This window comes from Micromonospora sp. WMMC273 (assembly GCF_027460285.1).
Classification (GTDB): domain Bacteria; phylum Actinomycetota; class Actinomycetes; order Mycobacteriales; family Micromonosporaceae; genus Micromonospora; species Micromonospora aurantiaca.
Map to the genome: position 1 here is coordinate 273710 of NZ_JAPZBE010000001.1, position 26270 is coordinate 299979.

Sequence of the window (26270 nt, forward strand, 5' to 3'; positions counted from 1 at the left end):
AACTGAGCGCCGTCGCCCTCGCCGGCCCGGCCCGCTCCGATTCTCACGTCAGAGCCTACGTCGCCACGTTAGGGCCACCTTGGTCGAGGTCCGACGTATGGGACTGGATCGGGCCGCTGTATGCCCTGCTTTGCAGCGTTTAGTACCTGGACCCGTAACCCAGATCACCACATATCCATGATCACCGGTCGGTGATCGGACGCTCCGGCACGGTGATGTCGCTGCGGCGGCGCAGCGAACGGGTCGCCAGCGTCAGCGCGAGCACGACCAGGAGACCGGACACGGCGATGAGCGCGACGGCGGTCCCCCGGACCGAGGTGTCGTCGCGGTCCCGTTCGCCGGCGGCGACGAGCACGCCCTGCGAACCGGTCGGAGCCGGCGCCCCGCCGGGCGGGACGGCGTCCGCCGCCGCGGCGCTGATCCGGAAGCTCATCTGCACCTGCCGGTCCCGCCCGCTACGCGGATCCAGCCGGCCGATCACCGCGCCGGACAGCGGCGCCCGCCGCTGCGCCTCCGCCGAGGCGGCCAACGTCAGGCGTACGGTGGCGGTCCGCCCGGCCGCCAGTGCGCCCAGCTCGCAGCGGGTCCGGTCGGCCGACACCGGGGCGCAGCCGCTCTCGGTGCCGGCCACTGTCACCCCTTCGGGCAGGAGCACCTCGATCCGGCCCGCGGCGTCGACCTTGCCGGTGTTGCCCAGCCGGACGGTGAGCGTGCTGGGCGCGCCGCTGATGTCGAACAGCACCTCCTCGGCGCGCAGCGAGATGCCGGGTACCGGCGGCCCGGGCGGGAACAGCACCGCGAAGCCCTCGTCGTCGTACGCCGCGCCGGTCACCCCGGGTGCGACGGCGGTGACCTGGATCGATCCGGCCAGCGGCATGGTCCGCCAGGCGTCGCCGTCGACCCGGACCCGGATGGTCGCGCTGAACCGGGCACCCGGCTCGGCGTCCCACCCGACGCAGCGGTGGTTGCCGTCGCCGGCCGGCTCGCAACCCGGGGTGCCCGCGTCGGTCAGCCCCGGCGGCAGCGTGTAGCCGAGGCTGATCCGCTCCGCCCGTCCGCCCGTGTTGGCCACCGTCACCAGCAGCGTGGCCACCGTGGCGTCGGCGTTCCAGTAGGCCGGCGGGAGGACCACGTCGCCGGTGGTCACGCGTACCCCCAGGGGCCCGCCGGCCGGCTGCGGCGGCGGTGGCGGCGGGGTCTTGACCGGCGGCACGACCGGCGGGGGCGCCGGTGCCGTGGTGGCCGGCGCGGCGGTGGTCGGCGCCGGTTCGGCGGGAGCGCTCGTCGGCGGCGGGGCCGGCGAGGTGGTGACCGGCGCCGGAGGCGTGGTCGGAGGCGGCGGTGGCTCGGTGGGCGGCGGGGCCGTCGCGGTGTCCGTCGGCTCGCCGGTGGGCGCGGGCTCGGTCGGCTCGCCGCCGGGGTCGCCGCCCGGCTCGACGGGCTCGATCACCCGGAGCGCGGCGGCCGGTCCCGGGTGAGCGACGGCCCCGGCCGGCACCACCGCCACCAGCGCCGCGACGAGCGCTGGCGCCAGGAGTGCGAGGGTACGGCGGAGCGCGACCCGCCGAACGGGCGCAACGCGGGGGCGGGGCATCTGTCCTCCGGGACGATCAATGAGATCCCATTATTCGGTGATACTTGCCATCAAGCACTAGTCCTGCGAGGAAACAAATTCGTAACGTGTCCGGGACATCTGGACGGGACCGGTACGCTCCGGTCGTGACCGGATATCTCGGCTCGTACGCCACGCTCGGTCTGCTGCTGCTCGCCGCCGTGCTCTTCTTCGTGACGGCGTTCTCGGCGAACCGGGTGTTACGTCCGAGCCGGCCGGCCGAGCCGTGGGGCAAGCGGGCCTCGTACGAGTGCGGTCTCGACCCGGTCGGCGGCGACTGGGCCCAGATGCAGATCCGCTACTACGTCTACGCGTATCTGTACGTGCTCTTCGCGGTCGAGGCGGTGTTCCTGTTCCCCTGGGCGCTGGTCTTCGACCGGCCCGGCTTCGGCGCCACCACGGTCGTGGAGATGGGCGTCTTCGTGGCGATCGTCGCGCTCGGCATCCTCTACGCCTGGCGGCGCGGCGTCCTGCGCTGGACCTGACGCGCCGGGCCGGCCGGTCAGGCCAGCCCGCGCCGGGTCGCCGCCGGCGGCCGGTCGCCCCGGATCGACGCCACCATGTCCAGCACCCGGCGGGTCTCGCGGACCTGGTGGGCGCGGAACACCCGGGCGCCGAGCCAGGCCGAGACCGCCGTGGCGGCGAGCGTGCCCTCCAGCCGCTCGGGCACCGGCAGGTCGAGCGTCTCGCCGATGAAGTCCTTGTTCGACAACGCCACCAGAAGCGGCCAGCCGGTGCCGGTCAGCTCCGCCAACCGCCGCGTGATCTCCAGCGAGTGCCGGGTGTTCTTGCCGAAGTCGTGCGCCGGGTCGATCAGGATGCCGTCCCGGCGCACACCCAGCCCGGCCGCGCGTTCGGCCAGCCCGGTGACGGTGCCGACCACGTCGGCCACCACGTCGTCGAAGGCGGCCCGGTGCGGCCGGGTACGCGGGGCGAGCCCGCCCGCGTGCGAGCAGACCAGCCCGGCGCCGGTCGCCGCGGCGACCCGGGCCAGCGCCGGGTCCGCCCCCGACCAGGTGTCGTTGAGCAGGTCCGCGCCGGCCGCTACCGCCTCCACGGCCACCTCGGCACGCCAGGTGTCGATGGAGATGACCACATCGGGGAAGGCGGACCGGACCGCCGCGATGGTGTCCACCGTCCGGCGGATCTCCTCGGCCACGTCCACCTCGTCGCCCGGCCCGGCCTTCACCCCTCCGATGTCGATGATCTCGGCGCCCTCGTCCACCGCGCGTTCCACCGCGCGCAGCGCGCTGTCCTGGGCGAAGGTGGCACCCCGGTCGAAGAACGAGTCCGGCGTGCGGTTGACGATCGCCATCACCACCAGCTCACCGGGGGTGAACGTCCGTCCGCCCAGCCGCAACGCCCCGGTCATGCCCGCCTCCTCGCCGCCGGACCGCACCGGCCGGTCCGACGCTATCCGGTCCCGCCCGCGCCGCCCGTGCCGGTCCCGTGCGCCGGACGCATTTACCGACCGGACGTCCCGGAGGGCTCGCCCGATCCCGGCCCGCATGCCACGATCTGTGCATGGGTGAGGTTCTGCTCCTCTTGGTCGTCGCGCTGACCGTCGCGGCTGTGGTGTTCGGGGTGACGGTGCTGGTCTCCGGCAAGGATCCGGGCCTCACACCGGCCGAGCCGGACGGGCGGGCCGTGCCCCTGCCCGGCAGCCGTCCGCTCGACGAGTCGGACGTGTCCGACGTCCGCTTCGACACGGCGCTGCGCGGCTACCGGATGAGCCAGGTCGACGCGGCCCTGCGCCGGGCGGCGTACGACATCGGCTACAAGACCGAGCTGATCGGCGTCCTGGAGGCCGAGAACGCGGCCTTGCGGGACGGCCGTACCGAGGACGCCGACGCGCTGCGCCGGGCGCGCGAGGAGGCCGCCGCGACCCGCCCCGAGACCGAGCCGGCGCCCGGCCCGTCCACCCCCGAACCGGTGGTGATCGACCTGTCCGCGCCGGAGCAGCCGGCCCGTACCGACACCGACCGGCAGCCGGGCCGGACCGACGCCGACGCGCAACCGGGACGCGCCCCGGCCGAGGCGGGTGTGGCGGAGGCCCCCGCAGCGGCGGCGACCGAGGACACCGTCTCCCCGGCGAACGGGATCGCGGCCGGGCCGGCCGACGACGACCGGGAGCGCGGTTCGGTGGTCCGCTCGGAGTCGGCGTGACCGGCGCCGGCAGACCGGCCGACGACTTCACCGAGGCGTCCCGCCGGGGTGCCGCCGAGGTCACCGCCACGGTGATCGTCGAGGCGCCGGCCGACCGGGTGTTCGCCGCGCTCACCGCGTGGGAGCGGCAGTCGGACTGGATCCCGCTGACCCGGGTCCGGGTGGTCGAGGGCGACGGTGGCGAGGGCAGCCTGGTCGAGGCGGTCACCGCGCTCGGCCCGGCCGTGCTCCGCGACGAGATGCGTGTGGTCCGGGTCGACGCGCCGTACGAGGTCGGCGTGGTGCACTGCGGCAAGCTGCTGCGCGGCCCCGGCGTGCTGCGCTGTACCCCGATGGACCGCGACCGCACGCAGGTGGTCTGGCACGAGTGGTTCCACCTGCCGGGCGGGAAGGCCGGCCGGGTGGCCTGGCCGGTGCTCTGGCCCGGCTCGAAGTTCAGCCTGACCCAGGCGCTGAAGAAGTTCGCCCGGCTGGTCGAGCAGGGCCGCCTGCCCTGACCGGCGGTCGGCGCGGCGGGGCTGTCGGTGGCCCGGCCTATCGTGGACGCCGTGACTGACCTGGTGACCGGCGCGGACGGGCTGCCGCGCTGTGCGTGGGGGGCGAGCACCCCCGACTACGCCGTCTACCACGACGAGGAGTGGGGCCGGCCGCTGCGCGGCGACGACGCGCTCTACGAACGGCTGACGCTGGAGGCGTTCCAGTCCGGCCTGTCCTGGCTGACCATCCTGCGCAAACGGCAGGCGTTCCGGGACGCCTTCGCCGGCTTCCGGATCGATTCGGTGGCCCGCTACGGCGAGACCGACGTGACCCGGCTGATGGCCGACGCCGGAATCGTTCGCAACCGGGCCAAGATCGAGGCGGCGATCGCCAACGCCCGGGCCGCGTCGGAGCTGCCCGAGGGCCTGTCCGCGCTGCTCTGGTCGTTCGCGCCCCCGCCTCGGGCCGCGCGTCCCCGGTCCTTCGCCGAGGTGCCGGCCACCAGCCCCGAGTCCGTCGCGATGGCCAAGGCGCTCAAGAAGCGGGGCTTCCGGTTCGTCGGCCCCACGACTGCCTACGCGCTGATGCAGGCCACCGGCATGGTCGACGACCACCTGGCCGAGTGCCACGTGAGCGGTGACCGGGCCGGGGTGTGACGGAGCGCGCCACCTCCGGCGTGATGGGATTGGGGCATGACCGACACCGAGCCGCGTACGAGCGGGACGACAGACGGTGCGACCACTACCGGCGCCTGGGCGGTGCTGCTGCCCGCCGAGCGATTCGAGGCCGAGCGGCTGGTGCACCACGACCTGCTGGAGCTGACCGGGCTGTCCGAGGCGGCCCGCCCCCGGCCCGGCGACCGGGTGGCGGTGCTGGTCGATGAGCCGCTGCGGCTGGTCGCGCTCGGCCGGGTCGCGCCCGCGTCGTCCGAGACCGCCGAGGACCCGGACGATCCGCAGTCCGACGCGGTGGCCGGGCCGCTCGTGGTCACGTACACCCGGCGGGTGCTCGACGAGCCGGTGCCGGTCGACGGCCCGGCGCCGGACGGCCCGGTCGTGGCGCTCGACCCGGCCCGCTGGCGGTCGCTGGCCGACCGGCTCGGCCCGCCGCCCGCCCGCAGCAGCTGGCTGGTCAGCCTGGACCTGCCGATCGAGGCCGCGTCGCGCGCCGAGGCGGTCCGGATCTTCTGGTCCTACGTGCAGGAGCTGGGCCCGCGGGAGCTGCCGGCGTTCGTCTCGCCGTACGGCGACGAGCTGGCCATGCAGGCGTTCGTGCTGGGCGTCGAGGCCAACCAGGATCCGGAAGAGGACGACTGACCCCCCGTCACGGGCGGTAGCGTCCGGGAAGGGGCCGGCGCCGGCCGGCGTGGTGGAGGGGGTGCCATGCGGTTCCGGGACAAGGTCGTGCTGGTGACCGGTGGGGCGTCCGGCCTGGGCGAGGCGACGGCACGCCGGTTCGCCGCCGAGGGCGCCAAGCTGGTGATCGCCGACATCAACACCGAGGGCGCCGAGCGGGTGGCGGCGAGCCTGCCGGACGCGCTCGCGGTGACCGTGGACACCGGCGACGCCACCTCGGTCGAGCGCGGCATCGCCGAGGCGGTCGGCCGGTACGGCCGGCTCGACGTCGTCTTCAACAACGCCGGCATCGACGGGCAGCAGCAGGCGCTGCACGAGATGGACCTGGCGAACTGGGAGAAGGTCCGCCGGATCAACGGCGACGGGGTGTTCTACGTGTTGCGGTACGCCATCGACGCGATGCTGCGTACCGGCGGCGGCGCGATCGTCAACACCTCGTCGACTGCCGGGCTGACCGCGCAGGACAACATCTCGCCGTACACGTTCACCAAGGCCGGCATCGTCGGGCTGACCCGTTCCGCGGCGGTCGAGTACGCCGCCCGGGGGATTCGCGTCAACGCGGTCGCCCCGACCGTGGTGATGACGCCGCTCGTGGAGCACTTCATCGAGAACGCGCCGGACCCGGAGCAGATGCGCCGGCAGATGGAGTCGTTCAACCCGAAGCCCGGCATCCCCACCGCTGACGACGTGGCGGGCGTGGTCCTGTTCCTCGCCTCCGACGACGCGGCCTGGGTCACCGGGCACACCATCCCGATCGACGGCGGCTACGTGGCCCGCTGAGCGGGTGCGCGACGCGTTCCCGGTGCGGTCAGCGCCCCTCGAAGACCGGCTTCTGCTTGGCGACGAACGCTGCCGTGGCGGCCCGGTGGTCCGCGGTGGCGCCGCAGATCGCCTGCGCCTGTGCCTCGGCGGCCAGCGCGTCGGCGAGCGTGCCCGCGTCGGCGATGGAGAGCTGGCGCTTGATCGCCCCGTACGCGACGGTCGGGCCGGCGGCGAGCCGGGCGGCCAGTTCCTGCGCGGTCGGGAGCACCTGCTCGTCGTCGTCCACCAGCCTGGTCAGCAGGCCGAGCCGGCAGGCGTCGTCGGCGCCGACCGGCTCGGCGAGCATCAGCAACTCGACGGCCTTGGCGTGACCGACCAGCCGGGGCAGCGTCCAGGAGGCGCCGGTGTCGGCCGCGAGGCCCACGCCGGCGAACGCCATCAGGAACCGGGTCTTCGGGCCGCCGATGCGGAAGTCGGCCAGGAACGCCAGCGAGGCGCCGGCCCCGGCGGCCATCCCGCGTACCGCGGCGACGACCGGCTTGGGCAGGTTGGCCAGCCGGGCGGCGATCGGGTTGTAGTGCGCCCGGACCGTGGCCAGCGGGTCGGCGTCCGAGGTCTCCAGCGTCCGCACGTGCTCGCGCAGGTCCTGCCCGGCGCTGAACGAGCCGCCCGCGCCGGCGAGCACGACCGCCCGGCAGGATCTGTCGGTCTCCAGCTCGGCCAGCGTGTCCCGGAGCGCCTCCTTGAGCGCCACGTCGAGCGAGTTCATCGCCGTGGGGCGGTTCAGCGTCAGGGTGACGACGGCGTCGGTGCGGTCGACGAGCAGCGGCTCGGTCACGTTCTAACGACCCTTCTGTCGGGCGAGGCGGTTGCCGGCGTCGAGGCACTGCTCGACGTACCGGTCGGCGGCCGGCCGGAGCCGGGCCGCGTGCCGGTCGAAGAAACTGGCCGCGCTGGTGCCCGGCCAGCGCTCGGGCAGCAGTGCCGGGGGCAGTTGCGGATCCCGGAACAGGAACGTACGCCACGCGTGCACGAGCCGGAACCGGGCCGCGTACGCGTCCTCGTCGCTGCTGCGCACCGTGACGCCGGAGAGCAGCGGCTTCTGCTCGGCCACGAAGCGCTCGTACGCCCGCCCGATCTCGGCCAGGTCCCACGCGCGGCGGACCACGCCCATCGCGCCCGGTGTGCCGGCCGCGTGCGCGGCGGTGAACCGCTCGTAGCGCACGCCCGCCTCGTCGAGCAGCAGGTCGACGTCCTCACCCGGACGGGTGGCCACCCAGGTGCAGTCGTCGAGCGTGCCGTACCCGAGGAAGGCGAGGTTCGCGGCGAGCCGCTGCCGGTCCCGGCGGGAGGAGGGCGCGGTGAGCACCAGGAGATCGAACCGCCCGTCCCAGCTGTGCCGTCCGGTCCGGTAGATCCGGGACGCCGCCTCGTCGAGTCGACGAGCCGCTTTCGGGGTGATCGAATATCCCGGTCCGGACGCGAGCCGGAGCGGTTCCAGCCAGCCCTGGCGGACCATCCGGGAGACCGCGGTGCGTACCGCCGGTGGGGCGATCCCCAGCGGGGCGAGCAGCTTGACCAGGGCGGCGACCGGTGCGCGGCCACCCCGGGCCCGGAGGTGGTCGCCGTACAGGTCGAAGAGTGCCGACCGTGCCTGCATGACCGCACATTGTGACAGGCCTATCCAAGATAAGCTAGATGCTGTTACATCAATGCTGCTTCGGTTTGGGTCCGGCGGTGTTCATCAGGGAAAATCGTTGGTCGAGCCTTCCGCGATGGTTGCGGATGGCGATGGCGAAGTGGCTGTGGGGCAACTCACCGACCCTGGTGTAGGTCTGAGGGGAGACAACATGGCGGCGATGAAGCCGCGGACGGGCGACGGTCCGCTGGAAGTCACCAAGGAGGGCCGGGGCATCGTCATGCGAGTCCCGCTGGAGGGTGGTGGCCGGCTCGTCGTCGAGATGACTCCCGACGAGGCCACCGCGCTCGGTGACGCGCTGAAGGCGGCCGCGGGCTGATTCGAGGAGTGTCCCGCACGGCGTCCGCCGTGCGGGCGGTTCGTCCTACCCTGAGCCACCGGCGTGCCCGGTGGCTCAGGGTCTTTCCTCGGCAGGCGCGTGGCGAAATGTGCCTGTTCAACCCATTTCGGAGGTACGGTCCAGCGTGCTGGTCATTCGTCTGGTGAGCGGGCCCTCGGGGCCCGACGCTCTCGTCCTGCCCGTCCGTCCCGGAGGGTCGGACTCCCCGGACTCCCTGATCTCGCCGGACTCCACCGCCTCGCCCGAACCCGGACTGGTCCCGACCGCCGTGCCGATCGGCGGCGACGTCCGGGCCGAGGCCGCCGCCGTACTCCCCGCCACCCGGCTCACCGGCGCGGCCGGTGAGGTACGCGAGCACCTGCGCCCCGGTGGCTCCCCGGCGCGGCTGTGGCTGCTCGGCGTCGGCGACGGCGAGGAGCGTGACTGGCGTACCGCAGGCGCGGCGCTGGCCCGCGCGGCGAAGGATGAGACGCAGATCACCATCGCGCTTCCCGCCGACGCGACGGCGGCGCTGCGTGGCCTCGCCGAGGGGCTGCTGCTCGGCTCGTACCGCTTCCGCCTCACCGAGGCCGGCAAGCGGCCCGCCCTGGCCGAGGTGTCGGTGCTCGTCGACGACCCGGACGCGCTCGCCGGCACGCTCGACGCCGCCCGGGCCACCGCCGAGGCGACCCGGCTCGCCCGGGACCTGACGAACATGCCCTCGTCCACCAAGAACCCGGAGTGGTTCGCCGCCCAGGTGACCGAGGCCGCGTCCGGGCGCCCCGGCCTGCACCTGCGGGTACGCGGCCCGGAGGAGCTGGGGGCCGAGGGCTTCGGCGGTCTGCTGGCCGTCGGCGGCGGCTCCGCGAGCGGCCCGCGCCTGGTGGAACTGGACTGGCGGCCCGATGACGCGCGGACCCACGTGGTGCTCGTCGGCAAGGGCATCACGTTCGACACCGGCGGCATCTCGATCAAGCCGGTGCCGGCCATGAAGCTCATGCGAAAGGACATGGCCGGCGCCGCCGCGGTGATCGCCGCGACGCTCGGCGCCGCCGACCTGGGCCTGCCGGTCCGGGTCACCACGCTCGCCCCGCTCGCCGAGAACTCGGTCAGCGGCTCGGCGTACCGCCCCGGCGACGTGATCCGGCACTACGGCGGGCTGACCAGCGAGAGCACCAACTCCGACGCCGAGGGCCGGCTGGTGCTCGCCGACGCGCTGGCGTACGCGGTCCACGAGCTGAAGCCCGACCTGCTGATCGACCTGGCGACGCTGACCGGCGCGAACGCCGTGGCCCTGGGCAAGCGGCACGCCGCGCTCTACAGCGAGAACGACGCGCTCGCGACCCGCCTGCTCGACGCGATCACCGCGGCCGGCGAGCGGGCCTGGCGGATGCCGCTCGCCGACGACTACGTGGAATACCTGGCCAGCGAGATCGCGGACCTGCACAGCTCCCCGGCGCAGGGCGCCGGCTCGGTGGTCGCCGCGCTGTTCCTGCGGGAGTTCACCGGCGACCTGCGGGACCGATGGGCGCACCTGGACATGTCCGCGCCGTCGTGGTCCGACGACACGCACGGCGAGCTGGTCAAGGGCGCCACCGGCTGGGGTGTGCGCGGGCTGCTGCGCTGGCTGGCGACGCTGGGCTGAGTCAGGCGTGCAGGGCACGCCGGCCTGAGTCAGGCGTGCAGGGCACGCTGGGCTGAGCCGGCCTCGTCAGGCCTTCACGGCGGCGAGCAGGCCGTGGCCGACCGGCAGCAGCGCGGGCACCCAGTGCTCCGACTCGCGGATCGCCTTGATGGTCTCCCGCACGGTGACCGTCTCGGCGTCCCGCGCGGCCGGGTCGCCGATCCGGCCGGCCGCCAGCGCGCCGTTGAGCGCGAGCACGCCGCCGGGGCGCAGCAGCCGCAGCGCCGCGTCCACGTACGCGGCGAAGCCGGTCGCTACCGCGTCCACGAAGACCAGGTCGTAGGCGCCGTCCGCGAGCCGCGGCAGCACGTCGAGGGCCCGGCCGGTGATGATCCGGGTACGCCCCGACGGAAAGCCCGCCTCCTGGAACAGCCGCCGGGCGATGCGCTGGTATTCGACCTCGACGTCGATCGTGGTGAGCACACCGTCGGGGCGCATGCCGCGCAGCAGCCACACGCCGCTCACCCCGGTGCCGGTGCCGATCTCCACCACCGCCCGGGCGTTGCCGGCGGCGGCGAGCAGCCGCAGCGCGGCACCCGACCCGGGCGTGACCGCCTCCACCCCCACCTCGTGGGCGAGGGCGCGGGCCGTGCGCAGCACGAGATCCTCGGTGACGAAAGACTCGGCGAAGTGGAGCGCCTGGGCCGTCGAACTGCCGTGACCGGCGACCGTGGCGATGGGACACCTCCGAGGGGCGGACTGGTGCGAGGGGCGGTATGCACTGTGAGCGTAGAGGCGGGCCGGTAGCGGCGCAGCCGCGAGTCCGCCGTGGAGTGCTCACGGAGGGCAACCCCTGACCCCGTTCGCGTCATCCGTGTAATCCTGGATGGGTCCCGCGCGTCACTGTCGTCCGGCTCCGCCGGCCGCCGGCGCGGGGCCAGCGGGACGAAGTGGGAGGCACCGACGTGACCGACGGCTGGGACTGGCGGCGGCCCGGCGGATCGCCGGTGCCGGGTGGGCCGGCGTCCGGACGACCGCCGCAGGACGCGTCGGGTCGGACGGCGTCGCCGTGGTGGTCCGACGCGCTGGCCGACCCCTGGCGCGACCCGTACGCGCCCGCCGCCGTGGTGGTTCCGGCGGCGCCGGCACCGGGGGCGGGGGAGCCGGAACCGGTCACCGACCCGGACCTGCCGGCCCGGCCGGGGATGCGCCAGGTGGTGCTGATCTCCCTGGTCACGGCCCTGCTGGCCGGTTCGCTGGGCAGCGCCCTGACGTACGCGTTCCTGCGCGGCGGTGACGTGCCGACGATCGGCGCGCAGTCCGGCCAGGCCCCGGCGCTGGCCCAGCGCAAGCCCGAGTCGCTGGCCGGGGTGGCCGAGCGGGTCCTGCCCAGCGTGGTCACCATCCGGGTGGTCAGCCTCGGCGGCACCAGCGAGGGCTCCGGCTTCGTGGTGACCAGCGAGGGCCACATCGTCACCAACGACCACGTGGTCGCCGACGGCCCCGGCAAGGCCACCGTCGTGTTCAACGACGGCAGCACCGCCGCCGGCACCGTGGTCGGGCAGGATCCGGAGTCGGACCTCGCCGTGATCAAGGTCTCGCGCAGCGGGCTGACCCCGGTGCAGTTCGGCGACTCCGACGCGCTCGCGGTCGGTGACCCGGTGCTCGCCATCGGGTCGCCGTTGTCGCTCGCCAACACCGTCACCGCCGGCATCGTGAGCGCGCTGGACCGGACCATGCAGGCCGGCGAGCCGGGCGGGCCGACCCGCTACTACGCGGCGATCCAGACCGACGCCGCCGTCAACCACGGCAACTCGGGCGGCCCGCTGGTGGACGGCGCCGGGCGGGTGGTCGGCGTGAACTCCACGATCAAGTCGCTGGTGGCCGACGGGCAGGAGGCGGGCAACATCGGCCTCGCCTTCGCCATCCCGATCAACCAGGCGAAGCGGATCACCGAGGACATCATCGGCACCGGCAAGGCCCGGCGTACGGTGATCGGCGCCCAGGTGGGCGGCACCGGCGCCACCGGCGGCGGGGTACGCCTCAACGCGGTCGAGCCGGCGGGTCCGGCGGCGGCGGCCGGACTGCGTACCGGGGACGTGGTGCTCCGGCTGGACGGCCATCCGATGACCGATCCGACCGACCTGGTGGCCCTGGTGCGCAAGTACGCACCCGGTTCCGTGGTGACAGTCGAGTACCGGCGCGGGTCGGCGCGGCAGAACGCGTCGGTGACGCTCGCCGCGGATGCGAAGTGAGGACCCGTCACCCCCTCCCCGATGGTCACCTGACGTGCGTAGTCTGGCCCTGACACGGACGAGGAGGCCGCGGTGTTCGAGAACCTGAACTGGTGGGAGATCGGCGTCCTGCTGCTCCTGGCGCTGTTGATCTTCGGCGATCGGCTGCCCAACGTGATCAGCGACGGCCTCCGCATGGTCCGCAACCTGCGCAACATGGCGCGCAACGCGACCGGTGACCTGAGCCGCGAGCTGGGTACGGACATCCAGCTGGAGGATCTGCACCCCAAGGCGTTCATCCGCAAGCACCTGCTCAGCGAGGACGACGAGCAGGCGATCCGCAAGCCGCTGCAGAGCATGTACGACAACCTGCGCTCGGACGTCACAGGCGTGCACGACGAGCTGAAGGACGTCGCCAAGGCCGCCGACCTGCGTACCCCGAGCGTGGCGACCAGCACCCCCACCCCCGCGCCGCCGGCCCCCCGCCCGTCCTACGACGACGCCACCTGACCGAGCGCCCTCCCGCCGATCGTCCCCCGATCGCGCCGTCGATCATGAAGTTGACGGCGCGACACGCCGGGCGGGGTCAAGGGGTGAGTGCAATCGTCAGGTGGTGATGAGTTGTGCGAGGCGTTGGGCTGGGGTGTTCCAGCCCAGCGTTTCGCGGGGCCGGGTGTTGAGTTCGTGGGCGACGTGGTCCAGGCCGCGCTGGTCGATGGCGCGGAAGTCGTAGCTGCTTTTGGGGAAGTACTGGCGTAGGAGCCCGTTGGTGTTCTCGTTGGTGCCGCGTTGCCAGGGGCTGTGGGGGTCGCAGAAGTAGACCGGGCAGCCGGTGGCGACGGTGAACACCGGGTGGGTGGCCATTTCCGTGCCTTGGTCCCAGGTCAGCGACCGGCGCAGGTGTGCCGGCATGCGGGCTGCCAGGGCGGTGAGGACACCGATGACGGCTTCGCTGTCGCGGCCGTGAGGCAGCGCGCCGAGCATCACATAGCGGGTGGTCCGTTCCACCAGGGTCACGATCGCCGAGGCTCCGGCCTTGCCGATGACCAGGTCACCTTCCCAGTGCCCGGGCACCGCCCGGTCGGCAGCCTCAGCCGGCCGGTTACTGATCCGCAGGTCCCCGATCCAGGGCCGCCGACTACGGGCGGCACCCGCGGCCCGCGACTGCGGGCGCCGCTGGGTGCGACCCGAGCGCAGCGCCACCTGCCGGGTCAACTCCGCCCGCAGGCTGCCCCGCGACTGCACATAGATCGCCTGGTAGATCGTCTCGTGGGACACCTGCAACTCCGGCCGGTCGGCGAACGTGGCCCGCAACCACGCGGCGATCTGCTTCGGAGACCACCTACGCGCCAGTTTCCCCGCCACCACCTGCCGCAGCCGCGTGCCCGCCGCCAACTTCGAGACCACCGGCCGCCGCCGGGCCCCGTCAGAACGCCGCTGCGCCCACTGCGCCTGATACCCCCACCGATACGGACGCCGAGCCCGCCCGGACGGCAGTGACCGCCCGAGCGGGTTCTTCGTCCCGTGCCGCGCACTGTTGTTCCGCGCCACCTCCCGCGACACCGTGCACACCGGCACCCCGAGAACCTCCGCGATCTGCGAGATCGTCCGACCCGACCCCCACAGATGCTCCAACACCTGCCGATGCCCGAACGTCATCACACCCGGCCTCGCCACCAGCCCCTCCAGCCCAACCAAGATCAGTTGCACTGAAGCCTAGAAACCGCCCCGCCCCGGCGACCGTCAACCTCATGATCGACCCCGGCCCCGTCCCCGGGCCGGCCCGGGGACGGGGAGCGGCGGGAGCGGAGGCGGGGTCAGCGGCCGGCGGGCTTGAGGCCCAGGGGCTTGCCGAGCAGCGACTCGCGGCGTACGGCCAGGCGGTCGGCGACCTCGAACAGGGCCTTCGCGGCCGGGGCGTCCGGCTGCGCCAGCACGATCGGCTGACCGGCGTCGCCGCCCTCGCGGACCCGGGTGTCCAGCGGGATCTGCCCCAGCACCGGCACCTGCGCGCCGATCGTGCGGGTCAGCGACTCGGCCACCGCCGCGCCGCCACCGGCCCCGAAGACCTCCATCCGGGAACCGTCCGGCATCTCCAGCCAGGACATGTTCTCGATCACGCCGACCACCCGCTGGTGGGTCTGCAGCGAGATCGCGCCGGCCCGCTCGGCCACCTCGGCGGCGGCCGCCTGCGGCGTGGTGACGACGAGGATCTCCGCGTTCGGCAGCAACTGGGCCACCGAGATCGCGATGTCGCCGGTGCCCGGCGGCAGGTCGAGCAGCAGGACGTCCAGGTCACCCCAGTAGACGTCGGCGAGGAACTGCTGAAGCGCCCGGTGAAGCATCGGCCCGCGCCAGACCACCGCGGCGTTGCCGGGGGTGAACATGCCGATCGAGATGACCTTCACGCCGTGCGACTGCGGCGGCATGATCATGTCCTCGACGCGGGTCGGCGCGCCGTCGGCGCCGAGCATCCGCGGCACCGAGTGGCCGTAGATGTCCGCGTCCACCACGCCCACCGACAGGCCGCGCGAGGCCAGTGCGGCGGCCAGGTTGACGGTGACGCTGGACTTGCCGACACCGCCCTTGCCGCTGGCGACCGCGTAGACCCGGGTCCGCGAGCCCGGCTGGGCGAACGGGATCACCGGCTCGGCGGTGGCGCCGCCACCGCGCAGCTTCGACTGGAGCTCCTGGCGCTGCTCCGGGCTCATCACCCCGAAGATGATCTCGACACCGCTCACGCCGGGTACCGCGCCCACGGCGGCGGTGATGTCACTGCGCAGCTTGTCCTTCAGCGGGCAGCCGGCCACGGTGAGCAGCAGCTCCACCCGGACCACGCCGTCCTCGCCACGCTCGGCGGACTGGACCATGCCGAGTTCGGTGATCGGCCGGCGGATCTCCGGGTCGTTGACGGTGGCCAGGGCGGCCTGGATCGCGTCGGAGACGGTGCTGACGGGTGCTGACATGCCCGCAATGCTACGTCGCGGGTCATCGGCCACCGCCGCTGGCGGGGGCGGTGTGAGCGATTCGATGGCCGCGGTCAGCCCTCGTAGCGGCCGTCCCGCGCGTAGTCGCCGTCAAGATCGTCCCGGGGTTCGTCCAGCGGCTCGCCGCCGCCCGTCCGGCGGCCCTCCCGCTCCTGCTGCCGCCGCTCCAGCTTGCGCCGCCGCTCGGCCGCCTCGTCCAGCTCCTCACCCAGCCGGGTCAGCTCCGAGCGCAGGAAGTCCCGCGTCGCCACCTCACCCATCGCGATCCGCAGCGCGGCGATCTCCCGGGCCAGGTACTCCGTGTCGGCCTTCTGCAGCGTGGCCCGCCGCCGGTCCTCGTCCAGCGCGATCCGGTCCCGGTCCGCCTGCCGGTTCTGCGCGAGCAGGATCAGCGGCGCCGCGTACGACGCCTGCAGGGAGAGGATCAAGGTCAGGAACGTGAAGGTGTACGGGTCGAAGCGCAGATTCGCCGGCGCCAGCGTGTTCCACAGGAACCAGGCCACCAGGATCAGCGTCATGTAGACGAGGAAGTTCGCCGTACCCATGCCCCGGGCGATGCCCTCGGCCCAGCGGCCGAACGTCTCCGCGTCGATCCGCGGCAGGTGCAGGCTCCGCGGGGCGCGCGGCTGGTCGAGCCGGTCGCCGCGTCGCTGATCACTCATCGTCGCCGTCCAGGGTGCCGTCGTCGGTGGCGGACGAGGGGGAGGCCGCGTCCCGGTCCCGCCAGTCGCGCGGCAGGGAGTGGTCCAGCACGTCGTCCACTGTCACCGCGCCGACCAGCCGGTTGTTCCGGTCCACCACCGGCATCCCGACCATGTCGTACGTGGCCATCCGGCGGGTGATCTCGGGCAGCGGCGTCGACGTGCGCAGCGGGTCGATGTCGTTCACCACGATGCCGCCGAGCAGGTCGGCCGGCGGTTCGCGGAGCAACCGCTGGAAATGCACCATACCCAGGTAGCGGCCGGTCGGCGTGGTCAGCGGAGCACGGGCCACGAAGACCTGTGCCGCCACCGCGGGGGACAGCTGAGCCTCCCGGATCCGGGCCAGCGCCTCGGCCACCGTGGCGTCCGGCGGCAGGATCACCGGCTCCGAGGTCATCACGCTGCCGGCGGTGCCGGAGGCGTAGCGCAGCAACTGGCGTACCGGGTCGGCCTCGTCCGGCTCCATCAGGTCCAGCAGCACGTCCTGCTCCGGCGGGGGCAGCTCGTTCAGCAGGTCGGCCGCGTCGTCCGGCTCCATCTCCTCCAGCACGTCGGCGGCGCGCTGACGGTCCAGCGCGGCCAGGATCTCCACCTGGTCGCGCTCGGGCAGCTCGCTCAGCACGTCGGCGAGGCGTTCGTCGTCGAGCGCGGCGGCCACCTCGTTGCGCCGGGCGTCGGGCAGATCCTGGAGGGCGTTCGCCAGGTCGGCCGGGCGCATGTCCTCCAGGACGGCGAGCAGGTTCGCCGTACCCCGGTTGTCGCCGACCGCGCCCAGCCCGCGGACCCGGTCCCAGTCGACCTGGTGGAGGTGGCCGCGGCGGGTGAGCCGGCCGGTGTGCTCGCGCACGGCGACGCGGCTCAGCGCCCACTCGCCGCCGCGGCTGGACTCCATCGCCACGTCCACCACCGAGCCGGCCTGCCCGCTGTCGAGCTGGACCCGGCGGTCCAGGAGCTCCTGGAGCACCAGCAGCTCGTTCGGGCGCTTCTCGAACCGGCGCAGGTTGAGCGTGCCGCTGCCGAGCACCACCGCGTCCGTGTCGATGGAGGTGATCCGGTTGATGGACAGGAAGATGCGCCGCCGCATCGGCATCTCGGCGACCAGACCGACCACCTCCGGCGGTCGCTGGGTCGCCCGCATCCGGGCCACCGCGTCGCGGACGCGGCCGACCTGGTCGCCGTTGGGGTCGAAAACGGCGACTCCGGCGAGTCGAGCGAGGTAGACCCGGTTCGGCGTGCTCACGGCCACCAGCCTAAGGGCCTAGTCTCTAACAACATGTCGACCTTGGGCTACGAGATCGTGGACGTCTTCACCGACCGCCCGTTCGCCGGCAACCCGCTGGCCGTGGTGTTCGGCGCGGAAGGGCTGGCCACCGAGCAGATGCAGGCGCTCGCGCTGGAGTTCAACCTGTCCGAGACGGTCTTCGTGCTGCCGCCGACGCAGGTGGGCGCCACCTACCGGGCCCGGATCTTCACCCCGGCCGACGAGCTGCCCTTCGCCGGGCACCCGAGCGTCGGCGCGGCGGTGACCGCGAGCCGGCGCGGCGTCTTCGGCGCCGGCCGGATCACCCAGGAGTGCGGCGCCGGCGTCCTGCCGATCGAGGTGACAGCCACCGGCGCGACGCTCACCGGCGGCACGCCCACGCTCGGCCCGGAACTCGACCCGGAGCCGCTGCTGGAGATGGTCGGCCTCACCGGCCCCGACCACGTCGGCCCGCCACCGCGGGTCGCCGGGTGCGGCCTCGAATTCCCCTACCTTCCGGTACGCCCGGACGCGGTGGCCCGGGCACGGTTGAACACGACGGCGGCGCAGCGGTACGGAGTGGAGCACGTCAGCCTCTTCTCCTGGGAGCCCGATTCGCAAACCGCGCACGCCCGGGTCTTCGTGCCGGGGCTCGGCGTACCGGAGGACCCGGCGACCGGCTCGGCCGCCCTGGGACTGGGCGTGTGGCTGGTCGCCAGCGGTCTGCTGCCCGGCGAGGGCCGCGCGGAGTACACGGTCCGGCAGGGCATCGAGATCAACCGCCCGTCGACGCTCGCCTGCACGGTGACCGCGTCCGGCGGGCTGGCGGTGGGCGCGACCGTCTCCGGCCAGGTCATGCCGGTGGCCCGAGGCGAGATCACCGTCCCCCCGTTCATCGGCTGACCCGCGAGGGATGGGGCAGGATGGCGGGGTGAGTGACGAGGTGGACGAGCGGGTGACGCCGCCGCTTGTGGACGAGGCGGTGAAGAAGGCCGCGGTCTGCTGGGTGAGCACCGCCGGTGGCCCGGCCTACGCGCTGTGGTGCCTGCCGTTGGAGGGCACCCTGCTCGTGGTCACCGGCCCCGGCGAGCAGGCCGCACCAGGGCTCGCCGACAGCGACACGGCTGACGTGACGCTGCGCGGCGACCACGGCGGGCGGATCGTCACCTGGCCGGCGCGGGTGACCCGGCTGCGACCCGGCACCGAGGAGTGGGACACCGTCGCGCCGCTGGTCGCGGCGAAGCGGCTCAACGCCTCGGGCTCCGCCGCCGAGCTGGTGGAGCGGTGGGCGGCGCAGGGGTGCGCGCTCAACCGGCTCGCGCCCGCCGGCACCGCGGTGACCGGCGCGGACCTGCCGGACGGCTCGCTGAGTGAGCAGCCCCGACCGGCCCCTGTGGTGCGGGCCGTCCGCAAGCCGTTCCGCCTGCACCGCGTCCGCCGCCGCTGACGCCGCGCCCGACGGGCCGAGCCGCGTCCAGCGAGCGGGTCGCGGCCGCTGAGCCGGGTCAGGCGACGGGGACCGGGTCGAGCAGGTCGAGCACGTCCGTCAGTGAGGTCAGCGACGGCCCGTCGAAGCCGTGGTCGGCGTTGAGGACCACGTGGTCGGCGAGATCCGGCGCGGCCAGCCGAACCGCGCTCAGCCCGGCCCGTTCCGCGCCGGTCAGTTCCTGGCTGTCGCCGTCCCCGACGTAGAGGCAGTCGGCCGGGGACTGGCCGAGCCGGTAACACGCGGCCAGGTAGAGCGCCGGGTCCGGTTTGCAGCGTCCGAGGCGTACCGAGAAGACCTGGGCGTCGAGCAGCGGTGCGACGGCGAGCTGCGGCAGGAACGCCGGCAGTTCGTGCGTGCAGTCGCTGACCAGCCCGGTACGGACGCCCCGGTGGCGCAACGCGGCCAGCACCGGCACCGCCTCCGCACGCAGCCGGGTGTCGGCGCGTACGGCCCGGTGCCGGGTGGCGACGGCGGCGCGCACGGTTGCGTCGGACGGGTGTACGCCGAGCCGGGCGCACACCCAGCGCATCGTCGACTCGGCGTTCCCGAAGGAGCCGCTGGCCCGCTCGTAGAAGCTGCTGTCCAGCACCTCCACCAGGGCCTCGGTGGAGCAGCCGAGCATGTCGGCGGTGGCGCGGTGGGCGGCTCCGCGCCGTACGCCGTGAGTCAGGGTGCCGAAGAAGTCGAACAGCACCGCCTGGAATCGGAGCATGAGGGAACGCCTCCGGACGTCGAGGGGGAGGATCGCCGGGACGCGCATGATCGTAACGGAGTGCTGACGTTCCGTGTCGGTCGGGTGCCCGTGTGAGGATTACCGTTCGTGCCTACCGTTCCGCATCGCCCGCCGCTCGACGCGCTGACGGTCGGCGCGCTCGCCCTGGCCGTCGCCTCGGTCTCGTCCTCGGCGCCGCTCGTGGCGTTCGCCGCCGCGTCGGCGCTGGCGGTGGCGTTCTGGCGTACCGCGTTGTCGGCGGCGGTCCTCGGCCCGGTCGCGTTGATCCGGCGGCGCGCCGAACTCCGCGCGCTGACCGTCGGCCCGGGCCGGCGCGAAGGGCTCTACTGCGTACTCTCCGGGGTCGCCCTTGCCGCCCACTTCGCCACCTGGATGCCGAGCGCGCAGCTCACCTCGGTGGCGGCCGCGACCGCGCTCGGCGCCACGCAGCCGGTGTGGCAGGGGTTGATCGCCCGCGGGCAGGGGCGGCGGCTGCCGAGGGCGGTGTGGGCCGGCATCGGGGTGGCGGTGCTCGGCGCGGTGCTCGCCACCGGCGCCGATTTCGGCGTCTCCGGCCGGGCGTTCGCCGGTGACCTGCTCGCCGTGGTCGGCGGCCTGTTCGCGGCCGTCTACACCGCGTTCGGCGAGCGGGCCCGGGCCAGCATCAGCACCACCACCTACACCACCGTCTGCTACGGCGTCTGCGCGGTGATCCTGCTCGTGGTGTGCCTGGTCGGCGGGGTACGCCTGCACGGCTTCGACGGCCCGACCTGGCTGGCGATCCTCGGCCTGGTGGCGGGCGCCCAACTGCTCGGCCACTCGATGTTCAACTACGCCCTGCACCGGGTCTCGGCGACCACTGTGAGCGTGCTGATCCTGCTGGAGGCGCCCGGCGCGGCGCTGATCGGCTGGGTGTGGCTGGGGCAGCTGCCCCGGCCGCTGGCGCTGCCGGGCCTGGCGCTGCTGCTGGCCGGCGTGGCGGTGGTGGTGCTCGGCGGGGCGCGGGCCGGTCGCCGTGCCGCACCGGTCGCGGCCCCCGCCGACCCGACCCCGCTCGGCGACTGAGCGACGGGCCTCGACCGCGGCACTCGCGGCCGCGAGCCGGCCGCCGCGCCGGTCGGGGCGAAGTCGCGCCGTTCCGGCCACCGGGCCGTCCGGTTTGCACGAGAGTGCTCAGAGTGGGAGCGGACCGGGACGACGCGGCGGAGACGGGCACCGTCGTCACGCCCTCGGCCGAGTTCCCGCCGCTCGACGACGAGGAACGCGCGGCGCTCGGCCGGATCGGCGAGCGCTGGCGCGGCCCGCGTCGCGCCGACGACCTGCCGGTGGACCCGACGCTGGGACGGCACGACCACCACCCGGCGCCGACCCGGTTCGGGCGGCTCGCGCCGATCGACATGTTCACCGTGGCGCAGCCGGACGAGCTGGTCGCCACCGGTGCGGCGGACCTGCCCGGCGACCGGGCCGGCCGGGCCGCCGCCCGGGCCCGCCGGGCGCTGCTCGGGCCGCCGCTGTCCAGCGCGTCGGTGCTGTACGAGCGGATGCGCAAACTCGTCGCGCTGCCGGTGCTCTCGTCGGACCTGCTCAGTTCCGTGGCGTACGGGCCGGAGGCGATGCTCGCGGTGCTGGTGCTGGCCGGGAGCGCCGCGCTCGGACTGGCCCTGCCGCTCGCCGCCGTACTGGTGCTGCTGATGATCGCGGTCGGCCTCTCCTACCGGCAGACCATTCCGGCCTACCCGCACGGTGCCGGCTCGTACATCGTCGCGGGGGACAACCTCGGGCGTACGCCGGGACTCGCCGCCGCGGCCGGGCTGATGCTCGACTACGTGCTGACCGTGTCGGTGTCGGTGGCGGCCGGGGTGCACGCGGTCACCTCGGCGCTACCAGGGCTCGATCCGTGGGCGGTGCCGCTCGGGGTGCTGGTGATCGTCGTGCTGCTCGCCGGGAACCTGCGCGGCGTACGCACCGCGGGGAACATCTTCGTGCTGCCCACGTACGCGTTCGTGGTGGTGCTTGTCGCGGTGCTGGCGGTCGGTTACGCGAAGGCCGCCTCGCGGGGTTTCGCGCCGCTGCCGCCGCCCTCGGTGCCCGCAGCCGAGGGCCTGGGCCTGCTGCTGGTGCTGCGGGCCTTCTCCTCCGGCGCGGTGTCGATGACCGGCATCGAGGCGGTCTCCAACGCGGTGCCCGCGTTCCGCCCGACCGAGTGGCGCAACGCCCGCACCACGCTCGGCTGGATGGTCGCCATGCTGGTGACGCTGTTCGCAGGCCTGATCGGGCTGATCCACCTCGACGGACTGGTGCCCCGGGCGGACGAGACGCTGCTGTCCCAGCTCGGCCGGGTCACCTTCCCGAGCGGACCCTGGTACGCGATCCTCCAGGCCACCACCGCGCTGATCCTGCTGCTCGCCGCGAACACGGCGTTCAACGACTTCCCCCGGCTGTTGTTCTTCATGGCCCGGGACGGGCACGCGCCACGCCGGTTCCTGCACATGGGCGACCGGCTGGCGTTCAGCAACGGGCTGGTGGCGCTGGCGCTGACCGCGGCGGTGGTGTTCGTCGCGTTCGGCGGGCACACCGAGCGGCTGATCCCGCTCTACGCGGTGGGTGTGTTCCTCGCGTTCACGCTGTCCCAGACCGGGATGGTGGTGCACTGGCGGCGCCGCCGGGGGCCGGGATGGCGACGCCGGCTCGCGCTCAACGCGGTCGGCGCGGCGCTGTCCGGGCTGGTGCTGCTGACTGCGGCGGTCGCCAAGTTCACCGAGGGCGCGTGGGTGGTGGTGCTCGCCGTGCCGCTGCTGGTGCTGCTGTTCCGCCGGATCCACAGGCACTACGACCGGCTGCACCGCGCGCTGGCGCTGCATCCGCCGCCGTCCGCGCCGCCCGCCGAGTGCGACGAACTGCCCCAGCAGGTACGCCACCTGGTGATCGTGCCGGTGGCCCGGCTGAACCGGGCGTCGCTGCGCGCGCTGGCGTACGCGACCTCACTCGGGCGGCCGACGCTCGCCGTGCACCTCGCGCCCGAGGAGGCCGAGGCGGACCGGTTCCGGGAACAGTGGCGGGCCTGGGGCGACCACCTGAAGCTGGAGACGATCGTGTCGCCGTACCGGTCGGTGATCGGGCCGCTGGCGCACTACCTGGAGGCGCTGCACGCCGCGAGCCCGGACCTGACGCTCACCGTGATCGTGCCGGAGGTGGTGCTGCGCCGGCGGCGGTATCGGCTGCTGCACAGCCGCGCCGAGCAGCGGCTACGGGCGGCGTTGCGGGCGCTGCCCGGCGTGGTGGTCACGAGCGTCCCGGTGCACGTGTCGCGGTGACGCTCAGAGGTATCCGGCGAAGTGGTCGGCGACCAGCGCGGCGACCGCCTCGGCGTCCCGGCCGAGGTCCACCTCGATCACGCGGACCCCGAGCGAACGGGCGCCGGCGACCGCGTCGGCGGCGACCAGCTCGTCGCGCGCGATCCGGTGACGCCACGCCCGCTCCGGGTCGCTCACACCGGGATGCCGGGCCGTCGCCCGCGGCAGCCGTTCCACCTGGTACGCGCGGAACTCCGGCGTCGGCACCAGCACCACCATCTGCCCTGTCGACTCGACGACCGGGGCGACCAGTTCGGGCCGCAGCCCCCAGCCCTCGGCGACCACCCGGCGGCCGCTCACCAGCGCGCTCAGGTCGTCGAGCACCCACTCGAAACGGCGCGGAAACCCGGCGAGGGTCTCGGCCGCCATCCGCTCGGGGTCGGTCGTCACCCAGGTCGCCTCCGCGCCGGGGCCGTCCGGCGGCTCACCCCGTCGGATCCGGTCGGCGATCCGCCGGTCGTCGTGCCCGCGCGCGTCGTGGCGGTCGTAGAGGTACGCGGTCAGCCCGTACCGCAGTGCCAACGTGACCGCGAGTGTCGTCTTGCCGGCCCACTGCGCGCCGCCGATCCAGAGCGCGCGGCGGGCGGTGGCCAGGGGATCGAAGTCCATGCCCCGACCCTGCGCCTGACCAGCTCCAAGATCAAGTCTTGTTCTCGGCGTCCCCGCGTGATGAAGTGAGGGAGAAGGGGCAGCTCAGACGTCGCGTACCTCCAGCACCCGGGTGGCGGGTGCGGCGTCGCCGAGTTCGGCGCGCAGCGCGACGCGGTCCGGGTCGACAAGGAACGCGTCCAGCCCGGCGCGGGCGGCGAACCGGATGACGTGCACCTCGGTCTCTCCGTCCCCGGTGCGCAGCCGGCGTTCCAACCGGCCGCGGTGCCGGCCGAGCAGCGCCAGCACCGCGTCCTCGTACCGTCGGCCGGCGTCCACGTCGGCGCTCAGGTCGACGAGCGCGACCAGCAGGACCTCTTGCTCCGTGGCCATGTGTCCCCCTCGGTGTCGTCAGGCGTCGAGCCCGACGGCCTTCGCGCTGGCCGTCCACAGCCGGGCGGCCAGCGCCGGATCGGCCGCCTTGGGCCGGGGCCGGTGCGGCTTGCGGTCCGCGTAGTAGCCGCCGTCGGTCAGCCGGGACGGATCCTGGCAGGCCAGCCAGACCAGCGTCTCCGCGCCCTTCTCCGGGCTGCGGAACGGCAGCAGCCGCATGCCGAGCGCCACGATCCGGCTCTCGTTGCCGAAGCGGGTCCGCACCACGCCGGGATGGAAGGCGTGCGCCGGCACCTCCGGCCAGCGCCGCGCGGCCTCGGCGGTGAACAGGATGTTCGCCTGCTTGCTGGTGCCGTACGCGCGGAACGGCCGGTACGAGCGCAGCGCGGAATTGAGGTCGTCCGGGTCGAGCACGCCGCTGCGGTGGGCGTCCGAGGCGGTGACCACCATCCGCCCGATCCGGTCTCGCAGCAGGTTGCTGAGCAGGAACGGGGCGAGGTGGTTGGCCTGCATGCTCAGCTCGAAACCGTCGACCGTGGTGATCGGTTCCAGCACGATCGCGCCCGCGTTGTTGGCGAGCACGTCGATCCGGTCGTACCGCTCGCGCAGCCGCTCGGCGAGCCCGCGCACGTCGTCGAGCACCGCGAAGTCGGCGCGGAACAGCTCCGGCTGCTCGCCGCAGCACTCGCGGACCCGCTCGCCCGCGGCGCGCAGCCGGGCCGGGTCGCGGCCGACCAGCACCACCTGGTCACCGCGGCGCGCCAGCTCCTCGGCGGCGGCCAGCCCGATGCCGGAGCTCGCCCCGGTCAGCACCACGATCCGACGCTCAGTGAGATCTTCCACAGGTCCATTCACCCCGGTCACGGCACGAGGTTACCGTGGCGTCACCACGCCCTTTGGGATCGTTAAGTTCTCGAAATCCACCGCTGCGCCGGCACCCGCGCCGGACGCTGGAAGGAGCGCATCCATGACCGCTGTCGGTCGTCCCCGCCGATCCTGCCTGGCGGTGCCCGGCTCCAGCGTCAAAATGCTCGGCAAGGCCCAGGGCCTTCCCGCCGACCAGGTCTTCCTGGACCTGGAGGACGCGGTCGCCCCGCTGGCCAAGCCGGACGCGCGCAAGAACATCGTGGCCGCGCTGAACGAGGGCGACTGGACGGGCAAGACCCGCGTGGTCCGGGTGAACGACCTGACCACGCCGTGGACCTACCGGGACGTCATCGAGGTGGTCGAGGGCGCCGGGGCGAACCTGGACTGCATCATGCTGCCGAAGGTGCAGAACGCCGAGCAGGTGCACTGGCTGGACCTGCTGCTCACCCAGATCGAGAAGACGCTCGGCCTGGAAGTGGGCCGGATCGGCATCGAGGCGCAGATCGAGAACGCGGCCGGGCTGGTGAACGTGGACGCCATCGCCGGCGCCTCGCCCCGGGTCGAGACGATCATCTTCGGCCCGGCCGACTTCATGGCCTCGATCAACATGAAGTCGCTCGTGGTCGGCGCGCTGATCCCGGACTACCCGGGCGACCCGTACCACTACATCCTGATGCGCATCCTGATGGCCGCGCGGATGCACGACAAGCAGGCCATCGACGGCCCGTTCCTGCAGATCCGGGACGTGGACGCGTTCCGCGAGGTGGCGAAGCGCTCGGCGGCGCTGGGCTTCGACGGCAAGTGGGTGCTGCACCCCGGCCAGATCGACGCCGCGAACGAGGTCTACTCCCCGGCGCAGGCCGACTACGACCACGCCGAGCTGATCCTCGACGCGTACGACTACTACACCTCGGAGGCGGGCGGGAAGCTCGGCGCGGTGATGCTCGGCGACGAGATGATCGACGAGGCGTCCCGCAAGATGGCCCTCGTCATCGCCGCCAAGGGCCGCGCCGCCGGCATGTCCCGCACGTCCACGTTCACGCCGCCCGCGTCCTGACCGCGCGCCGGGCCGCCTCCCTGCCGGGGGCGGCCCGATCGCGTCAGTAGCTGCTGGTGCTGCTGGCGCCGACCGCGATCACGATCATCACGATGTAGAAGATGATGAAGGCGATCAGCAGGGCGGTCAGGATCCAGCCGACGATGATTGCGGCCTTCGCCATGCCCTCGCCCTGCTCACCGGTCTCCCGGATCTGCTTGCGGGCGACGTGGCCCATGATCGCGCCGATCGGCGCGGTGATGCACGAGGTGAAGCCGACGAGCGACAGCACCAGCGCCACGATGGCGAGCGTGTTCGTGCGGGACGCCGGCATCGCATAACCGGGATAGGCGCCCGGCGGGGGATAGGCACCCGGATAGCCGGGCATCGGCGCCGCGTACTGCTCGCCGCCGGGCGGGGCGTAGGGCGACTTCGCGCCCGCGTACGGGTCCGCGACCGGCGCGTACGGGTCGGCCTGCGCGTACGGGTCGGCCGGGCCCGGCTGACTCGGCACGGCCGGCGGGCTCGACTGCTGCCCGGCCGCCAAGGGATCCTGCCAGCCACCGGGCGGTGGGGGATAGGTCATCTGATCATCTCCAGGTACGTGGTCGCGCTCAGGGTAGCCACCCCGTGCGCGACACGGACGTCCCCTTTCC

General features: G+C 73.7%; 29 protein-coding genes. 15 read left to right on the forward strand and 14 right to left on the reverse strand.

Annotation, left to right across the window (positions count from 1 at the left end; all coding sequences use genetic code 11):
• Positions 1 to 181: 181 nt before the first annotated feature.
• A complete protein-coding gene (locus O7611_RS01385; RefSeq protein WP_269696072.1) occupies positions 182 to 1594 on the reverse strand; it encodes a hypothetical protein in 1413 nt (470 codons plus the stop codon).
• A 125-nt stretch (positions 1595 to 1719) separates the two neighbouring features.
• Here O7611_RS01385 and O7611_RS01390 point away from each other — a divergent pair, with 125 nt between their 5' ends.
• Positions 1720 to 2097 carry an NADH-quinone oxidoreductase subunit A gene (locus O7611_RS01390; RefSeq protein ID WP_030273665.1) on the forward strand — a complete coding sequence of 126 codons (378 nt, stop codon included), beginning with the start codon at positions 1720 to 1722 and terminating at the stop codon, positions 2095 to 2097.
• Between the two features lie 17 nt (positions 2098 to 2114).
• Here O7611_RS01390 and folP read toward each other — a convergent pair whose 3' ends face one another.
• Complete coding sequence (folP, locus tag O7611_RS01395) at positions 2115 to 2984, reverse strand: dihydropteroate synthase (protein WP_194798744.1); 870 nt, start codon at positions 2982 to 2984, stop codon at positions 2115 to 2117.
• 152 nt (positions 2985 to 3136) lie between these two features.
• Between folP and O7611_RS01400 the strand changes: the two genes are divergently transcribed.
• From O7611_RS01400 to O7611_RS01420, 5 genes are all read left to right on the forward strand, one after another.
• Positions 3137 to 3778, forward strand: coding sequence for a DivIVA domain-containing protein (locus tag O7611_RS01400; protein ID WP_194798743.1), 642 nt, complete (start codon positions 3137 to 3139; stop codon positions 3776 to 3778).
• Complete coding sequence (locus O7611_RS01405) at positions 3775 to 4275, forward strand: SRPBCC family protein (RefSeq protein WP_194798742.1); 501 nt, start codon at positions 3775 to 3777, stop codon at positions 4273 to 4275. Before O7611_RS01400 ends, O7611_RS01405 begins: the two co-directional genes overlap by 4 nt.
• Positions 4276 to 4326: 51 nt before the next feature.
• Positions 4327 to 4911, forward strand: a complete 585-nt coding sequence (locus O7611_RS01410) for a DNA-3-methyladenine glycosylase I (RefSeq protein WP_194798741.1) — start codon at positions 4327 to 4329, stop codon at positions 4909 to 4911.
• Positions 4912 to 4947: 36 nt separating this feature from the next.
• On the forward strand, positions 4948 to 5571 hold the full coding sequence (locus tag O7611_RS01415) for a hypothetical protein (RefSeq protein ID WP_194798740.1): 624 nt from the start codon (positions 4948 to 4950) through the stop codon (positions 5569 to 5571).
• A gap of 66 nt (positions 5572 to 5637) precedes the next feature.
• Positions 5638 to 6390, forward strand: coding sequence for an SDR family NAD(P)-dependent oxidoreductase (locus O7611_RS01420; RefSeq protein ID WP_194798739.1), 753 nt, complete (start codon positions 5638 to 5640; stop codon positions 6388 to 6390).
• Positions 6391 to 6418: 28 nt separating this feature from the next.
• On the opposite strand, the gene O7611_RS01425 is transcribed toward O7611_RS01420, so the two are convergent.
• Together O7611_RS01425 and O7611_RS01430 are read right to left on the reverse strand one after the other, a co-directional pair.
• Positions 6419 to 7210, reverse strand: coding sequence for an enoyl-CoA hydratase/isomerase family protein (locus O7611_RS01425; protein WP_194798738.1), 792 nt, complete (start codon positions 7208 to 7210; stop codon positions 6419 to 6421).
• A 3-nt stretch (positions 7211 to 7213) separates the two neighbouring features.
• Positions 7214 to 8032, reverse strand: coding sequence for a PaaX family transcriptional regulator (locus tag O7611_RS01430; protein ID WP_018788949.1), 819 nt, complete (start codon positions 8030 to 8032; stop codon positions 7214 to 7216).
• A gap of 190 nt (positions 8033 to 8222) precedes the next feature.
• Between O7611_RS01430 and O7611_RS01435 the strand changes: the two genes are divergently transcribed.
• A complete protein-coding gene (locus O7611_RS01435; protein WP_013283866.1) occupies positions 8223 to 8390 on the forward strand; it encodes a DUF3117 domain-containing protein in 168 nt (55 codons plus the stop codon).
• Positions 8391 to 8535: 145 nt separating this feature from the next.
• The gene (locus O7611_RS01440; protein ID WP_194798737.1) at positions 8536 to 10035 is read left to right on the forward strand and encodes a leucyl aminopeptidase family protein; all 1500 of its coding nucleotides are present in this window, start codon (positions 8536 to 8538) and stop codon (positions 10033 to 10035) included.
• Positions 10036 to 10101: 66 nt separating this feature from the next.
• Here O7611_RS01440 and O7611_RS01445 read toward each other — a convergent pair whose 3' ends face one another.
• Positions 10102 to 10752 carry an O-methyltransferase gene (locus tag O7611_RS01445; protein WP_082171245.1) on the reverse strand — a complete coding sequence of 217 codons (651 nt, stop codon included), beginning with the start codon at positions 10750 to 10752 and terminating at the stop codon, positions 10102 to 10104.
• A 212-nt stretch (positions 10753 to 10964) separates the two neighbouring features.
• Here O7611_RS01445 and O7611_RS01450 point away from each other — a divergent pair, with 212 nt between their 5' ends.
• The gene (locus O7611_RS01450; protein ID WP_194798736.1) at positions 10965 to 12269 is read left to right on the forward strand and encodes a S1C family serine protease; all 1305 of its coding nucleotides are present in this window, start codon (positions 10965 to 10967) and stop codon (positions 12267 to 12269) included.
• A gap of 72 nt (positions 12270 to 12341) precedes the next feature.
• Positions 12342 to 12758 (forward strand): preprotein translocase subunit TatB, encoded by a 417-nt coding sequence (locus O7611_RS01455; RefSeq protein ID WP_194798735.1) that lies wholly within the window; start codon positions 12342 to 12344, stop codon positions 12756 to 12758.
• Between the two features lie 96 nt (positions 12759 to 12854).
• Here the strand turns inward: O7611_RS01455 and O7611_RS01460 are convergent, their stop codons facing one another.
• From O7611_RS01460 to O7611_RS01475, 4 genes are all read right to left on the reverse strand, one after another.
• Positions 12855 to 13958 carry an IS30 family transposase gene (locus O7611_RS01460; protein ID WP_194803567.1) on the reverse strand — a complete coding sequence of 368 codons (1104 nt, stop codon included), beginning with the start codon at positions 13956 to 13958 and terminating at the stop codon, positions 12855 to 12857.
• Positions 13959 to 14065: 107 nt separating this feature from the next.
• The gene (locus O7611_RS01465; RefSeq protein WP_013473894.1) at positions 14066 to 15214 is read right to left on the reverse strand and encodes an Mrp/NBP35 family ATP-binding protein; all 1149 of its coding nucleotides are present in this window, start codon (positions 15212 to 15214) and stop codon (positions 14066 to 14068) included.
• A gap of 74 nt (positions 15215 to 15288) precedes the next feature.
• On the reverse strand, positions 15289 to 15897 hold the full coding sequence (locus O7611_RS01470; protein WP_194798734.1) for a DUF1003 domain-containing protein: 609 nt from the start codon (positions 15895 to 15897) through the stop codon (positions 15289 to 15291).
• Positions 15890 to 17176 (reverse strand): magnesium transporter MgtE N-terminal domain-containing protein, encoded by a 1287-nt coding sequence (locus O7611_RS01475; protein WP_194798733.1) that lies wholly within the window; start codon positions 17174 to 17176, stop codon positions 15890 to 15892. The genes O7611_RS01470 and O7611_RS01475 overlap by 8 nt, the downstream gene beginning before the upstream one ends.
• A gap of 33 nt (positions 17177 to 17209) precedes the next feature.
• On the opposite strand from O7611_RS01475, the gene O7611_RS01480 reads away from it, so the two are divergent.
• Both O7611_RS01480 and O7611_RS01485 read left to right on the forward strand, forming a co-directional pair.
• Complete coding sequence (locus O7611_RS01480; protein ID WP_194798732.1) at positions 17210 to 18079, forward strand: PhzF family phenazine biosynthesis protein; 870 nt, start codon at positions 17210 to 17212, stop codon at positions 18077 to 18079.
• 10 nt (positions 18080 to 18089) lie between these two features.
• Positions 18090 to 18623, forward strand: a complete 534-nt coding sequence (locus O7611_RS01485; RefSeq protein ID WP_194798731.1) for a hypothetical protein — start codon at positions 18090 to 18092, stop codon at positions 18621 to 18623.
• A gap of 58 nt (positions 18624 to 18681) precedes the next feature.
• Here the strand turns inward: O7611_RS01485 and O7611_RS01490 are convergent, their stop codons facing one another.
• Positions 18682 to 19377 carry an HAD family hydrolase gene (locus tag O7611_RS01490; RefSeq protein WP_194798730.1) on the reverse strand — a complete coding sequence of 232 codons (696 nt, stop codon included), beginning with the start codon at positions 19375 to 19377 and terminating at the stop codon, positions 18682 to 18684.
• A 108-nt stretch (positions 19378 to 19485) separates the two neighbouring features.
• Between O7611_RS01490 and O7611_RS01495 the strand changes: the two genes are divergently transcribed.
• Together O7611_RS01495 and O7611_RS01500 are read left to right on the forward strand one after the other, a co-directional pair.
• Positions 19486 to 20442 (forward strand): DMT family transporter, encoded by a 957-nt coding sequence (locus O7611_RS01495; protein ID WP_269696073.1) that lies wholly within the window; start codon positions 19486 to 19488, stop codon positions 20440 to 20442.
• A gap of 113 nt (positions 20443 to 20555) precedes the next feature.
• The gene (locus O7611_RS01500) at positions 20556 to 22691 is read left to right on the forward strand and encodes an APC family permease (RefSeq protein ID WP_269696074.1); all 2136 of its coding nucleotides are present in this window, start codon (positions 20556 to 20558) and stop codon (positions 22689 to 22691) included.
• A 3-nt stretch (positions 22692 to 22694) separates the two neighbouring features.
• Here O7611_RS01500 and O7611_RS01505 read toward each other — a convergent pair whose 3' ends face one another.
• The 3 genes from O7611_RS01505 to O7611_RS01515 all read right to left on the reverse strand — a co-directional run bounded on the left by O7611_RS01505 (position 22695) and on the right by O7611_RS01515 (position 24554).
• Positions 22695 to 23339, reverse strand: coding sequence for a hypothetical protein (locus O7611_RS01505; protein ID WP_269696075.1), 645 nt, complete (start codon positions 23337 to 23339; stop codon positions 22695 to 22697).
• An 84-nt stretch (positions 23340 to 23423) separates the two neighbouring features.
• Entirely contained in the window at positions 23424 to 23711 is a 288-nt protein-coding gene (locus O7611_RS01510) for a hypothetical protein (RefSeq protein WP_194798726.1), read from the reverse strand.
• 18 nt (positions 23712 to 23729) lie between these two features.
• Positions 23730 to 24554, reverse strand: coding sequence for an SDR family NAD(P)-dependent oxidoreductase (locus O7611_RS01515; protein WP_269696076.1), 825 nt, complete (start codon positions 24552 to 24554; stop codon positions 23730 to 23732).
• A 124-nt stretch (positions 24555 to 24678) separates the two neighbouring features.
• Between O7611_RS01515 and O7611_RS01520 the strand changes: the two genes are divergently transcribed.
• Complete coding sequence (locus tag O7611_RS01520; protein WP_135243191.1) at positions 24679 to 25635, forward strand: HpcH/HpaI aldolase/citrate lyase family protein; 957 nt, start codon at positions 24679 to 24681, stop codon at positions 25633 to 25635.
• A 43-nt stretch (positions 25636 to 25678) separates the two neighbouring features.
• On the opposite strand, the gene O7611_RS01525 is transcribed toward O7611_RS01520, so the two are convergent.
• On the reverse strand, positions 25679 to 26200 hold the full coding sequence (locus O7611_RS01525; RefSeq protein WP_194798724.1) for a DUF4190 domain-containing protein: 522 nt from the start codon (positions 26198 to 26200) through the stop codon (positions 25679 to 25681).
• Between the last annotated feature and the right edge of the window lie 70 nt (positions 26201 to 26270).